The sequence below is a fragment of the Streptomyces sp. PKU-EA00015 genome (genome assembly GCF_013387495.1).
In the GTDB taxonomy this organism is placed as follows: domain Bacteria; phylum Actinomycetota; class Actinomycetes; order Streptomycetales; family Streptomycetaceae; genus Streptomyces.
Map to the genome: position 1 here is coordinate 300781 of NZ_JABZEE010000007.1, position 13888 is coordinate 314668.

Sequence of the window (13888 nt, forward strand, 5' to 3'; positions counted from 1 at the left end):
GACAAAGGGCTCCGACCTGCGACGGCGGTCGATTGTCAGTGGCATGGTGCACGGTGGATCACACAACGGGTCGAACGATCTGGAGGGGGATCCATGACCGTGTCCGAAACCGGGACCACCAGCGGAGCCGAGGCCCTGCGGCCGCATGCGGAGGACGCCTTCGCCGACGAGCTGAAGGCGCTCGCCGCACACGACGACCGGCAGCGGCCGGTGAACTGGCGGCTGTCGCCCTGGGCCGTCGCCACCTACCTCCTCGGCGGCACGCTCTCCGACGGCACCGTCATCACTCCCAAGTACGTGGGACCGCGCAGGATCGTGGAGGTCGCCGTCACCACGCTCGCCACCGACCGCGCCCTGCTCCTTCTCGGCGTGCCGGGCACGGCGAAGACGTGGGTGTCCGAGCACCTCGCCGCGGCCGTCAGCGGCGACTCCACGCTGCTCGTGCAGGGCACGGCCGGCACGCCGGAGGAAGCCATCCGGTACGGGTGGAACTACGCGCAGCTGCTCGCCCACGGGCCCAGCCGCGACGCCCTCGTGCCCAGCCCCGTCATGCGCGCCATGTCGGAGGGCATGACCGCGCGGGTCGAGGAGCTCACCCGTATCCCGGCGGACGTGCAGGACACCCTGATCACGATCCTGTCCGAGAAGACCCTGCCGGTCCCGGAGCTGGGCCAGGAGGTCCAGGCGGTGCGCGGGTTCAACCTGATCGCCACGGCCAACGACCGCGACCGCGGGGTCAACGACCTCTCCAGCGCGCTGCGCAGGCGGTTCAACACGGTCGTGCTGCCGCTGCCCGCGACACCGGACGCCGAGGTCGACATCGTCGCCCGCCGAGTCGACCAGATAGGGCGTTCGCTCGACCTGCCCGCGGTGCCGGAGGGCCTCGACGAGATCCGCCGCGTGGTCACCGTCTTCCGCGAGCTGCGGGACGGCGTCTCCACGGACGGCCGAACCAAGGTCAAGTCCCCTTCGGGCACGCTCTCCACGGCCGAGGCGATCTCCGTGGTCACGGGCGGCCTCGCCCTCGCCGCACACTTCGGCGACGGCGTGCTGCGCCCGCAGGACGTCGCGGCCGGCATCCTCGGCGCGGTCGTGCGCGATCCTGCGGCGGACCGGGTGATCTGGCAGGAGTACCTGGAGACCGTGGTGCGCGAGCGGGACGGCTGGAAGGACTTCTACCGCGCCTGCCGCGAGGTGAGCGCATGACCGGCCCGCTCCTGCTCGGCGTCCGCCACCACGGGCCGGGCTCGGCCCGGGCGGTGCGGGCCGCGCTGGACGCGGCGTCGCCGCGGGCCGTCCTGATCGAGGGACCGCCCGAGGGCGACGCGCTGCTGCCCCTGGCCGCGGACGAGCAGATGCGCCCGCCGGTCGCGCTGCTCGCCCACGCGGTCGACGACCCGGGCCGGGCGGCGTTCTGGCCGTTGGCGGAGTTCAGCCCCGAGTGGGTGGCGATCCGCTGGGCCCTGGCGCACGACGTGCCCGTCCGCTTCATCGACCTGCCGGCCGCGCACGCGCTGGCGATGGAGCCGGACCACGCCCCCGCCCACCCCACGGCCCCGGCGGACGCCGGCTCCGCCGACCCGACCGGCTCCGTCGGCCCCAGCGGCTCCGCCGCCCGCCCCGAGCCCGCCGGACCCGCCGGCCCCGCCGGACCCGACCCCACGGGGGCGGAGCCCGCCGGTGTGGCCGAGCCGGGGGACGTGCGGATCGATCCCATCGGGGTGCTCGCCGAGGCCGCCGGGTACGACGACCCCGAGCGCTGGTGGGAGGACGTCGTCGAGCACCGGGGCCGTGGTACGGGCGGCGCCGGAGGGAGCGATGCCCACGGGCCGTTCGTCGCGCTGGGCGAGGCCATGGCCGCCCTCCGGGAGACGTACGGGCACGGCGGGCACGACCGGGACCTCGTCCGCGAGGCCTACATGCGCGTGCAGTTGCGCGCCGCCCGCAAGGAGTTCGGGGACGGGGTCGCCGTCGTCTGCGGCGCCTGGCACGTCCCGGCGCTCGCACAGAAGACGACCGTCGCGGCCGACCGCGCCCTCCTCAAGGGACTGCCCAAGGTCAGGACCGAGATGACCTGGGTGCCCTGGACGCACCGCCGCCTCGCGCGGCACTCCGGATACGGCGCCGGCATCGACTCGCCCGGCTGGTACGGCCATCTGTTCGCCGCGCCGGACCGGCCCGTCGAGCGCTGGATGACCAAGGTCGCCGGCCTGCTGCGGGACGAGGACCACATGGTGTCGTCCGCGCACGTCATCGAGGCGGTGCGCCTCGCCGAGACCCTCGCCGTCGTGCGCGGCCGCCCGCTCGCCGGGCTCAGCGAGACCACCGACGCCGTACGGGCCGTGATGTGCGACGGTTCCGACGTGCCGCTCGACCTCGTCAGGGACCGGCTCGTCGTCGGCGACGTGCTCGGCGAAGTGCCGGACGACGCCCCGGCCGTTCCGCTGCAGCGCGACCTGGCCAGGCAGCAGCGCAGCCTCCGCCTCAAGCCGGAGGCGCTGGAGCGCGAGCTGGAGCTCGACCTGCGCAAGGACAGCGACGGCGGCAAGAGCCGGCTGCTGCACCGGCTGCGCCTCCTCGGTGTCCACTGGGGCGAGCCGGCGGCCGGGCGGGGGAGCACCGGCACGTTCCGCGAGACGTGGCGGCTGCGCTGGGAGCCCGAGCTGTTCGTGAGGGTCGCCGAGGCGGGCGTATGGGGCACCACCGTGCTCTCGGCCGCCACGGCGAAGGCCGAGTCGCAGGCCCTCGCGGCCACGGCACTCGGGGACGTCACGGCACTGGCCGAGCAGTGCCTCCTCGCCGAACTGCCCGACGCGCTCCCCGTGGTGATGACCGCGCTCGCCGACCGGGCCGCCCTCGACGCGGACGTGAGCCACCTCGCGCAGGCGCTGCCCGCCCTCGCCCGCTCCCTGCGCTACGGGGACGTGCGGGCCACGGACACGGCCGCGCTCGCCGAGGTCGCTGCCGGTCTCGCCGAGCGGATCTGCGTCGGGCTGCCGCCCGCCTGCAGCGGTCTCGACGCCGACGCCGCCGCGGAGATGCGCGGCCGTCTCGACGGCGTGCACACCGCGATCGGACTGCTGCCCGACTCCGCCGAGATGAGCGGGCGCTGGCAGGCGGTGCTGCGCAAGCTCGCCGCCCGTGAATCGGTTCCCGGCGTCATACGCGGGCGCGCGGCGCGGCTGCTGCTGGACGACGGACGGCTCGCGGAGGACGAGGCCGCCCGGCTCATGGCCCTCGCGCTCTCCCCGGCCACGCAGCCGGCCGAAGCGGCCGCGTGGATCGAGGGGTTCGTCGGCGGGGCATCCGGAGGAGGGCTGCTGCTCGTCCACGACGAACGGCTGCTCGGTCTGGTGGACGCCTGGCTGACGGGCGTGCCCGCGGACGCGTTCACGGACGTGCTGCCTCTGCTGCGGCGCACATTCTCGGCGTACGAGCCCGGCGTGCGACGGACACTCGGCGAGCTCGTGCGCCGCGGGCCGGCCGAGGTCGCGGGCCCGGCCCACGCGCAGACCGCGGTCCCGGGCTTCGGACCGGGACTCGACGACGCGCGCGCCGACGCGGTCCTGCCCGTACTGCGCCTGCTTCTGGACATCGACGACAACGACCTTGCGGGGGTGGCCCGATGACACCGGCGACGACACAGACCGCTGCCGGCCACGACGAGCGGCTGCGCCGGTGGCGGCTGGTGCTGGGCGGCGAGGAGGCCGACGGCACCGGCTGCGCCCTGACCGGCACGGACGCCGCGATGGACGGTGCGCTCACCTCGCTCTACGGTGCCCGCACCGGGACCGGTTCCCGCTCCGGGAGCCGTTCCGCCGGACTCGGCGCGTCCGCGCCGTCCGTGGCCCGCTGGCTCGGCGACATCCGTACGTACTTCCCCAGTTCCGTCGTCCAGGTCATGCAGCGGGACGCGATCGACCGCCTCGGTCTGTCGACGCTGCTGCTGGAGCCGGAGATGCTGGAGGCGGTGGAGGCGGACGTCCACCTCGTCGGCACGCTGCTCTCCCTCAACAAGGCGATGCCCGAGACGACGAAGGAGACCGCGAGGGCGGTCGTGCGCAAGGTTGTCGAGCAGCTGGAGAAGAAGCTCGCCACCCGTACCCGCTCCACGCTGACCGGAGCGCTGGACCGTTCCGCCAGGATCAGCCGGCCGCGCCACCGCGACATCGACTGGGACCGCACGATCCGGGCGAACCTGAAGAACTACCTGCCGGAGTTCAACACCGTCGTCCCCGAGCGGCTCATCGGTTACGGGCGGGCGTCGCGGTCCGTGAAGAAGGAGGTCGTCCTCTGCATCGACCAGTCGGGGTCGATGGCCGCGTCCGTCGTGTACGCCTCGGTGTTCGGCGCGGTGCTGGCATCGATGCGCTCCATCGCCACGCGGCTCGTCGTCTTCGACACGGCGGTGGTGGACCTGACCGACCAGCTCGACGATCCGGTGGACGTGCTGTTCGGCACGCAGCTCGGCGGCGGGACGGACATCAACAGGGCGCTCGCGTACTGCCAGTCGCAGATCACCCGCCCCGCGGACACCGTGGTCGTGCTCATCAGCGACCTCTACGAGGGCGGTATACGGGACGAGATGCTCAAGCGCGTCGCGGCCATGAAGGCGTCGGGCGTGCAGTTCGTCGCGCTGCTCGCGCTCTCCGACGAGGGCGCGCCGGCCTACGACCGCGAGCACGCGGCGGCGCTCGCGGCCCTCGGCGCACCGGCCTTCGCGTGCACGCCGGACCTGTTCCCGGACGTCATGGCGGCGGCGATAGAGAAGCGCCCGCTTCCGGTGCCGGCGGCGGACTGAGCCTGCCGGCCGAAGTCACCGGCGTCCGACGTGACATGCGGGCCCGGGCACCAGGCAGGCGCGCGGCGCGAGGCGCACAGGTCCCGCTCGAACCGGCAGGGCAGCGGGCGGGGCGGGAGCGTGAGGGGGTGCGGTGGAAGGCCGGCGGGGTCGGTCATACCGGACATGATGGTGTATCAGCCGCATCGGCAGACATGGTGACTCATCAGTAACACGGGACTTGCGCCGCCCCCGGAGGCTCGTGCGAGCATCGTGCCGCTCCCGACCGAAAAGGGCTCTTCCTCCGTGACCTCCGCAGCGCTTTCTCCCGCTGCCGTCCTGTGCGCGTTGCGCCGGGCGGTGGCCGGTTCGCGTGCGCTGCGCGTTCTGCTGCTCCTCGCCGGGCTCCTGACGCTCGGTCTGCTCTGGGGCGGTCAGGCGCACGCCGTGGAGGCACACGCCGAGGTCCGTGCCGGGGTGGAAGCGGGTGCCGACGTCCACTCCGGCGTCGTCGGCCGTGCCGACCCGGAAGAGGCGGACGGCCTGGTCGGCGTGGACGGGCCGGACGATCCGGCCGGCTCCTTGTCGCCGGGGCAGGATGCACGGGAGCACGCGGCGATCCGCGAACTGACGCGTGCCGCCGCGGGCGCGGCTGACGGCGTCCGTGAGGCGGTGCGGCCCGTCGTCGGGACGGTGCACGACCTCACCGAGGTGCTGTCCCGGGCGCTGCCGCTCCCGGCCCCGGGTGAACTGCCCGCGATCCCCGGCGGTCCCGAGGCCCCGTGGCCCGTGACGGACATCGCGCCCTCCACGGTCCGGGGCAGCGGTCTCACGGCCACGGCATCGGCCGTGACCGGCGACGCCGGTGCGGCCGGACGGCCCGCCGCCGACGCCCGTTCCGGCCCTGCCGTCGGGTACGCCGGCGGTACGTGGCCGGGTTGGTCGCCGGACGCGTCCGTCGCGCCGGCCGTGACGCCCGTCCTCGTCTCGGCGCCCGATCAGGGCCCGGTGCCGGTCCGCCCCTGCGGCTTCGTGCCCGGGACCGTGCAGCACAGCGGCGAGAACCACACGCCGCGCCCGGGCGACCAGCACGCGGCGGCGTGTGCGGACGGGGCGCGGGACGCGCTCGTGTCCGGCCAGGTCTGTCCGGCGGCCGAGCCGCCGACCCGCGACAGGCCGCGCGACATTCTCGAATTCCCCGGCTAGGGCAGGCCTTCCCCCGCCTCCTGACCTGCCGCGCGGGGGTGGACAGGTCTGCCCTCCACTCCGGAAACGGTTCCACCGCTTCCGGACCGCCGAACGAATTCGAAGGATCACCCGAGCATGAACAAGAACATCCGCCGCTCCATCGCCGTAGCCGCCACGGCCACCGGAATGTGGGCCCTCGGCACCGCCGCCGCGAGCGCCGACGAACTGCCCGTCTCCGTGCCGCTCTCCACGCCGGACCTGGTGGACGAGGTCACCGACGCGGTCGGCGTCACGGCCGACGCGGGCACCGACGGTGCCTCGGCCGAGGTCCGATCCGCAGGGATCGGCCTCGTCGGCGCCGAGCTGGAGACCGGGCTGCCGCCGGTCGGCGTCCCGGACGTGACGTCCGAGGTGCAGGACCAGGCCCGCCACTACGTCGACGGCGAGCTCCCCGCGTACGAGACCCCGTCCGTCGAGACCCCGCAGGTCCAGGTCCCCGAGGTCCAGGTCCCCGAGGTCCAGGTCCCCGAGGTCCAGGTACCCGAGGTCCAGGTCCCGCAGGTCGACGCGGACATCGACTACCTCTTCGGCCCGCTCTCCGCCTTCGCGGCCCACCTGGAGGAGGCCCCCTCCGACGCGCAGGCGCGGGCCGAGGGCCTGGTCACCGCGTCCGGCCCGATCGTGGACGAGACGTCCGCGGCCGTGCTGCCGCCGATCGTGGCCACCGCCGTGACCGGTGTCCAGCCGGTCGCGCACCAGGCCGTCGCCGACGCGGGCGTCCTCGCCCAGGGTGTCGTCTCCGACGTGGCCCCGTTCGCCTACGGGGTCACCGACCAGGTGCAGCCGTTCGCGTACGGCGTCGCCGAAGAGGTGCAGCCGTTCGCGTACGGCGTGACCGGCGAGGTCGGCCCGTTCGCCGGCGGTGTGCTCTCCGAGGTGCAGCCGCTGGTCGACGCCGTCGTCGAGCACGTGGAGCCGCTCGCCCAGGGAGTCGGCGGCAGCGCCACCGGCCTGGCGTACGGCGTGACCGCCGAGGTCGGCCCGTTCGCGGGCGGTGTGGTCTCCGAGGCCCAGCCGTTCGCGCAGGCCGTCACCGGCGACGTCCAGGCCGACGCCGTGCCCCTCGCGGGCAACGCCGTCTCAGGTGTCCAGGGCGTCGTCTCCGACGTGACCCCGAGCTACCTGCCGTACGGCATCTGAGCACGTCCCTGCTCCGGCCGTCGCGCGGCGCGTTCGCGCGCGACGGCTTCACGGGCGGCCCTCCGCACGGAGGGCCGCCCGTCCTCACACATCCGCTCCGAGCACGGTGAGTCGCGATCTGTGACCGTAATCACCGCCCAGGTGTGATCTGTGATTTAGGGACCCGCCTCCAGCGGGGATAACCTGCCAGGCGGACATGCCGCGCCCACGGACACCGTGTGTGCCTCCCTTGTGACAGAGCAGTCACGTTGCCCTTCGCGGCACGCCCACGCAGACAACGAACCGCGATCATCAGAAAAGGGACGGACGCGCGTGGACCTGTTCGAGTACCAGGCGAGGGACCTCTTCGCCAAGCACGGTGTACCGGTGCTGGCCGGTGAAGTCATCGACACGCCTGAGGCGGCGCGCGAAGCGACCGAGCGGCTGGGCGGCAAGTCGGTCGTCAAGGCGCAGGTGAAGGTCGGCGGCCGCGGCAAGGCCGGCGGCGTCAAGCTGGCCGCCACCCCGGACGAGGCCGTCGCCCGCGCGACGGACATCCTCGGGATGGACATCAAGGGCCACACGGTCCACAAGGTGATGATCGCGGAGACCGCTCCGGAAATCCTCGAGGAGTACTACGTCTCGTACCTCCTCGACCGCACCAACCGCACCTTCCTCGCCATGGCGTCCGTCGCGGGCGGCATGGACATCGAGGAGGTCGCGGCGACGACGCCCGAGAAGCTCGCCAAGGTCCCGGTCGACGCCAACGAGGGCGTCAGCATCGAGAAGGCCCGCGAGATCGTCGCGCAGGCGCAGTTCCCGGCCGACGTCGCCGAGAAGGTCGCCGAGGTCCTCGTGACCCTGTGGAAGACCTTCATCGCCGAGGACGCGCTCCTCGTCGAGGTCAACCCGCTCGCCAAGGTCGCCTCCGGCGACATCTTGGCGCTGGACGGCAAGGTCTCCCTCGACGAGAACGCCGACTTCCGCCAGCCGGAGCACGAGGCCCTCGAGGACAAGGCCGCAGCCAACCCGCTCGAGGCTGCCGCCAAGGCCAAGAACCTCAACTACGTCAAGCTCGACGGCGAGGTCGGCATCATCGGCAACGGCGCGGGTCTGGTCATGTCGACCCTCGACGTCGTCGCCTACGCCGGTGAGGCGCACGGCAACGTGAAGCCCGCCAACTTCCTCGACATCGGCGGCGGCGCCTCCGCCGAGGTCATGGCGAACGGCCTCGAGATCATCCTCGGCGACCCGGACGTCAAGTCCGTCTTCGTCAACGTCTTCGGTGGCATCACGGCCTGCGACGAGGTCGCCAACGGCATCGTCCAGGCCCTCCAGCTCCTCGCCTCCAAGGGCGAAGAGGTCACCAAGCCGCTCGTCGTGCGCCTCGACGGCAACAACGCGGAGCTGGGTCGCAAGATCCTCTCCGACGCCAACCACCCGCTGGTGCAGCGCGTGGACACCATGGACGGTGCGGCCGACAAGGCCGCCGAGCTCGCCGCTGCTGCGAAGTAAGGGAAGAGGGATCGTAGAACCATGGCTATCTTCCTGAACAAGGACAGCAAGGTCATCGTCCAGGGCATGACCGGTGCCACGGGCATGAAGCACACCAAGCTCATGCTCGGCGACGGCACGAACATCGTCGGCGGCGTGAACCCGCGCAAGGCCGGCACGTCCGTCGACTTCGACGGCACCGAGGTACCGGTCTTCGGCAGCGTCGCCGAGGCGATGGAGAAGACGGGCGCGAACGTCTCCGTCCTCTTCGTGCCGCCGGCCTTCGCCAAGGCCGCCGTGGTCGAGGCCATCGACGCCGAGATCCCCCTCGCCGTGGTCATCACCGAGGGCATCGCCGTCCACGACTCCGCCGCCTTCTGGGCGTACGCGAAGTCCAAGGGCAACAAGACCCGCATCATCGGCCCGAACTGCCCCGGTCTCATCACTCCGGGCCAGTCCAACGCCGGCATCATCCCGGGTGACATCACCAAGCCCGGCCGCATCGGTCTCGTGTCCAAGTCCGGCACGCTGACCTACCAGATGATGTACGAGCTCCGCGACATCGGCTTCTCCTCCGCCGTCGGCATCGGTGGCGACCCGGTCATCGGTACGACGCACATCGACGCGCTCGCCGCGTTCGAGGCCGACCCCGACACCGACCTGATCGTCATGATCGGCGAGATCGGCGGCGACGCCGAGGAGCGTGCGGCCGACTTCATCAAGGCCAACGTCACCAAGCCGGTCGTCGGCTACGTCGCGGGCTTCACCGCGCCCGAGGGCAAGACCATGGGCCACGCCGGCGCCATCGTCTCCGGCTCTTCCGGCACCGCACAGGCCAAGAAGGAGGCCCTGGAGGCCGCGGGCGTCAAGGTCGGCAAGACGCCGACCGAGACGGCCAAGCTCGCGCGCGCCATCCTCGCGGGCTGAGTCGTCGCGAAAACCGTGTGGGCCCGCTCCCGGATCTCCGGGGGCGGGCCCACACGTCTTTCCCGGCGGTCCTCAGCGGAGCTGCGGCAGCAGCCGCTGCGGCCCCGCGGCCGGCTCGGCGCGCAGCTTGTCGCGCAGCTTCAGGTCCTTGGCGCTGAGCTGCTGCGGGCCGCTGTACGGCGACCCGCTGAGCACCTGGGGGCCGCCGTGCGGCGGCGGTACACCCTCGACCTGGCGGCTCGGCGGCACGGGCGGCTCGTACTGCCGGGGCGACGTCAGCAGCGCGAGAGCCGTCGCCAGTACGATCAGCGCGGTCGCCGCGACCACGGCCCTGGTGCACATCTCGGCCCGGCGCTCGCAGCCGGTGCGCACCGCCCCGGCGGGAGAAAGGCGGGGTGTGGGCACCGCCCCGACGAGCGCCCTGAGCTCGTCCCGGAGCACCGCTGTCTCGGCGAGAGAGGGCAGCCGTTCGGCCACGGCCTCACGGGCGTTCAGGACGCGGCTCACGGTGGCCGGGGTGCTCGCCTCGGTCTCCGCGGCCGTCCCCGGCAGGTCGAGCCCGACTCCGTCGTAGAGCAGAAGGGTCCGCCGGTAGGACGGGGGCAGCTCCTGGACGGCCTGCATCAGGGCGCGCCTGGCCGGGTCGTCCAGCGGCTCGTCGGCGTGCCGGTGGGCGGAGCGCAGCCGCTGCCAGGGCGACAGGGCGCAGTCGTAGGCGGCCACCCGCACCCAGCCTGTCGGGTCCCGGTCGACGGCGACCTCGGGCCAGTGCTGCCAGGCGAGGTGGAAGGCGCGCTCGACGGATTCCTGCGAGAGGCCACGGCGGCCGGTGAGCACGTAGGTCTGGCGGATGAGTGCCGGCGCGGCGTGCGCGTAGAGCGCGTCGAACGCCTCGGTGGGCGTCATTCCGGCGAGCGGCACGGGCAGCGGGGGTTCGGCAGGGGCCGGGCCTGCGTCGGCGTCCCGGCCGTCCGGGACCGGCTGCCGCTCCGAGCCGCCCGTCCGCTCGGCCGTCCCCGCGACGGGGACCGTCTCCGGGCCCGGCTCGGGTGCCGGCTCCGGGGTCTCGTGGACCGGCTCGGGTGCCGGCTCAGGAGTCTCGTGGCCCGGCTCGGGTGCCGGCTCCGGAGTCTCGTGGCCCGGCTCGGTCGTCGGCTCCGGAGCCTCGGGCCCGGGTGCCGTCCCGTGCGCGGCCCTCTCCTCCGATGGGGCGGCCCGTTCCGCCTCGAAGGCGGCGAGCAGCTGCGCGTACGCCTCCCGTTTGCGGCCCTGGGGGCTCGCGCGGCCGGTCTCCCAGGCCCTGATCGTGGCGCCGGTGACACCGAGCATCGTGGCGAGCTGAGTCTCGGTCAGCGACTTCGCCTCGCGAAGCCTTCGCCGCTCCTTGGGCGCAGGGAGCGGCGATGATCCTGACGCGGAGTGTGCGGCGCTCTGTGTCATGCGGGGCTCCATGCGACACGGCACTCGGCAGTAAATGACATAAGCGTATTTTGAGCGACACAACGGTCATTAGCCCGTTACCGGGTGAAAGCGCGTGTCGTTGGCAGCATGGCCGCGTGACCCAGTTGACCGATCACAGCCCGCCCCTATCGCAGGCGCCGGTCGCCGTCCAGGGCGGGGCGTCGGCGGCGTTCGTCGCCGGATGCGTCCGCGGTGCGACCGCGGCCGGACTCGGCCTCGGTGTGATGACCGCGCTGGTGATGCTGATGTGGATCAGCTCGCCGTTCCCGGACAGCGGCCCCGGCGGCGCCCTGCGCCTCGCGACCGCGCTGTGGCTGCTCGCGCATGGGGCGGAACTCGTCCGCACGGACACCCTCTCGCAGCTCCCCGCCCCGGTGGGCGTCGTGCCCCTGCTGCTGGCCGCGCTGCCCGTATGGCTCGCGCACCGGGCGGCGCGTGACGCGCTCGAGCCCGACGGGTCGCGGCCCCGGGCGTCCGCGTCGGGCGCGCTGACCGCCGTGACCACCGGGTACGTGCTGGTCGGGGCGCCCGTCGTGCTCTACGCGGCGGGCGGCCCGCTCGCCGCCGAACCGCTGAGCGCCCTCGTGCACGTACCGCTCCTCGCGTTCCTGGCCGCCGCCGGCGGGGTGTGGGCGGCGAACGGGTGCCCGCTCGGGCCGCTCCCCGCCCGGCTGCCGCGGGGGCTGCGGGTCGCCCTCGCCCGCAGCCGGGTCGCCGTGGCGCTGCGTTCGGCGGCCGTCGGCGCCCTGGTGATGGTGGGCGGGGGCGCGGTGCTCGTGGTGGTGTCCCTCGTCGCGCACCGACACGCGGCGCAGACGTCCTTCCTCCACCTCGCCGGCGACTGGTCCGGCCGCCTGGCCGTCGTCCTGCTCGTGCTGGCCCTGCTGCCCAACGGGGCTGTGTGGGCCGCGGCCTACGGGCTCGGCCCCGGGTTCGCGCTCGGCACGGGCGCCACGGCCACTCCGCTCGCGCTGACCGGCACACCCGCGCTCCCGGAGTTCCCGCTGCTCGCGGCCGTGCCGGGGCCCGGCCCCGGAACGCCCCTGCACTGGGCGGCGGGCGCGGTTCCGGTCGTGGCGGGCCTGTGCGTCGCGTGGCGTACGGTCCACGCGGCGGCGCCCCGGTACGGAGAGCGGGGGCAGGCGTGGACACGCGGCGGCACGGCGCTGTCGGCTCTGCTGGGGTCCGTCGGCTGCGGGGCGCTCATGGCCGTGCTCGCCGCGGCGGCGGGCGGTCCGCTCGGCAGAGAGCGGCTCGCGGAGTTCGGGCCGGTGTGGTGGCTGACGGGCGCGGCCGCCCTGCTCTGGACGTCGGTGGTCGCGGTTCCGGTCGCCGTGGCGCTGCGCGCCTGGCGGGTGCGCGGCGCGGGTGTGACGGAGGGGCCGGGGGCGGGAACCGGGGCCGATCCCGGGCGCGACGCGGTGACGCCCTCGGCGGCGGCGCCGGAGTTCGCGGCGGAGCCGGCCCCGGACGAGGGCTTCGAGCCGTACGACTTCCTTCCGGCGGACACCTGGAGCGCGCGGACCACCCCGGCGCCCCCGGCGGCGGGCCCGGCCGGCGAGGCAGTCGAGCCCGCCCTGTCCGAGGAAGCGGCCGAGCCCGCGGATTCCGCCGAGCCGGCCGTCCACGGGGAGCGGGGCGCCCGCTCCACCGGAACCGAGCCGGAGGCGGGGACGGACTCCGCCGCCGCCGACGCCCGGTCCGGGGAAGGTCCGCCGGCCGCCGGCTGACGCGGGACGCACAACGGCCCGGACCGCCGTCGCGGTCCGGGCCGTCTCACGTCCGGGGAGGCGGGAGCTACTCCTTCACGCCCAGCACGTCCCGCAGGGGCTCCGGGAGAAGATCGTTGCAGGCCAACTGGCCGGACTTCGTCAGGGCGTCGTTCACGCACGTGTAGTAGTCGCGGTACACCAGCTGGGCGGTGAACGACGCGGCCACGATCAGCAGCGCGATGCCCGCCATCACCAGGCCGCTCATCGCCGCCGTGATCTGAGGCCTGTTCGACTGGGGGGACGGCGCCGGCGCGGCCGACGGAGCCCCGCTGGTCACCGCTTCGGGGGTGGTGCGCCGGGGCTTGGCGCGCAGGGAGCTGACCGACCAGTACACGGCGAGCGCGCCCAGCAGCAGCGCGATCTCCGGGAAGTCGAACAGCGCGAAGAAGAACGCCCACATGCCGCCGAGCAGCGCGTACCGCGCCCGCCGCTGGACCGGGTCCGTCGGGTCCCAGCGCAGGCCGCCGGGGCCGGGGCCGCCGCCCTCCGGGCCGTTCTGGTCGCCCCGCTGGCCGCCGGGGCGGCCGCCGAAGCCGCCGGACGAGCGGCCCGGCTGGCGGCTGCTCCACTGGCTGCCCCAGTTCGACCCGTTCGACCCGTTCGAGCCGTCGGTGCCGCCCGAGCCGTCCGACCCGTCCGGGGACGAGCCCGAGGAGCCCGACGAGCGGCCGTCGGAGGACGAGCCGTCGTTCAACGGCTGACGGGGCCGCCACGGCTGGTCCGGCCGGCCCTCCGGCGGGGGCGCGAAGGGATTGTCGTCGTCCGTGGACTGGCGCTCCCGCGTCAACAGGAGGTTCGTACGGTGGCGTCGGTCCGGCATCTGGTGAACGTCTTCCCCTCGTCATGCCCGTCGTCGAACGGCGTCCGGGCGGGTGCTCTGCCCCCAGACGCTACCCCCCGGCCACGCCCCCGTCCCGTGGGGGCCGTGCTGAGTGCCGGTATCGTTGCTGACGGTCGGCCCCTTCGTAGAGTTCCCCGTATCCAGGGATGCGATTCGTTCGTACGACCGCACAAAGCCGCACCGCAACGCGAAAAGAGTCCCCCTGTGGCTGCCGCCCGCCTCGTCGTCCTGGTCTCCGGATCGGGG

At 73.9% G+C, this 13888-nt stretch carries 10 protein-coding genes; 8 read left to right on the forward strand and 2 right to left on the reverse strand.

The genetic code is table 11. The annotated features are described in order from the left end of the window. Positions 1-93 precede the first annotated feature (93 nt). The 7 genes from HW130_RS07860 (at position 94) to sucD (ending at position 9568) form a co-directional block, all read left to right on the forward strand. Positions 94-1206: an AAA family ATPase gene (locus HW130_RS07860; RefSeq protein WP_177148691.1), complete on the forward strand. Its 1113-nt coding sequence runs from the start codon at positions 94-96 to the stop codon at positions 1204-1206. Continuing rightward, on the forward strand, positions 1203-3629 hold the full coding sequence (locus tag HW130_RS07865) for a DUF5682 family protein (protein WP_177148692.1): 2427 nt from the start codon (positions 1203-1205) through the stop codon (positions 3627-3629). The genes HW130_RS07860 and HW130_RS07865 overlap by 4 nt, the downstream gene beginning before the upstream one ends. Continuing rightward, positions 3626-4801: a VWA domain-containing protein gene (locus HW130_RS07870; RefSeq protein ID WP_177148693.1), complete on the forward strand. Its 1176-nt coding sequence runs from the start codon at positions 3626-3628 to the stop codon at positions 4799-4801. The genes HW130_RS07865 and HW130_RS07870 overlap by 4 nt, the downstream gene beginning before the upstream one ends. Positions 4802-5086: 285 nt before the next feature. Continuing rightward, positions 5087-5986 (forward strand): hypothetical protein, encoded by a 900-nt coding sequence (locus HW130_RS07875; protein WP_177148694.1) that lies wholly within the window; start codon positions 5087-5089, stop codon positions 5984-5986. Between the two features lie 117 nt (positions 5987-6103). Further along, positions 6104-7168, forward strand: a complete 1065-nt coding sequence (locus HW130_RS07880; protein ID WP_177148695.1) for a hypothetical protein — start codon at positions 6104-6106, stop codon at positions 7166-7168. A 312-nt stretch (positions 7169-7480) separates the two neighbouring features. Continuing rightward, on the forward strand, positions 7481-8662 hold the full coding sequence (gene sucC, locus HW130_RS07885) for an ADP-forming succinate--CoA ligase subunit beta (RefSeq protein WP_177148696.1): 1182 nt from the start codon (positions 7481-7483) through the stop codon (positions 8660-8662). Between the two features lie 21 nt (positions 8663-8683). Continuing rightward, a complete protein-coding gene (gene sucD, locus HW130_RS07890; RefSeq protein WP_177148697.1) occupies positions 8684-9568 on the forward strand; it encodes a succinate--CoA ligase subunit alpha in 885 nt (294 codons plus the stop codon). 72 nt (positions 9569-9640) lie between these two features. Here sucD and HW130_RS07895 read toward each other — a convergent pair whose 3' ends face one another. After that, positions 9641-11008: a helix-turn-helix domain-containing protein gene (locus HW130_RS07895; RefSeq protein ID WP_177148698.1), complete on the reverse strand. Its 1368-nt coding sequence runs from the start codon at positions 11006-11008 to the stop codon at positions 9641-9643. A 116-nt stretch (positions 11009-11124) separates the two neighbouring features. Here HW130_RS07895 and HW130_RS07900 point away from each other — a divergent pair, with 116 nt between their 5' ends. Continuing rightward, entirely contained in the window at positions 11125-12759 is a 1635-nt protein-coding gene (locus HW130_RS07900; protein WP_177148699.1) for a DUF6350 family protein, read from the forward strand. Between the two features lie 67 nt (positions 12760-12826). Here the strand turns inward: HW130_RS07900 and HW130_RS07905 are convergent, their stop codons facing one another. Further along, entirely contained in the window at positions 12827-13621 is a 795-nt protein-coding gene (locus tag HW130_RS07905; RefSeq protein ID WP_177148700.1) for a hypothetical protein, read from the reverse strand. Between the last annotated feature and the right edge of the window lie 267 nt (positions 13622-13888).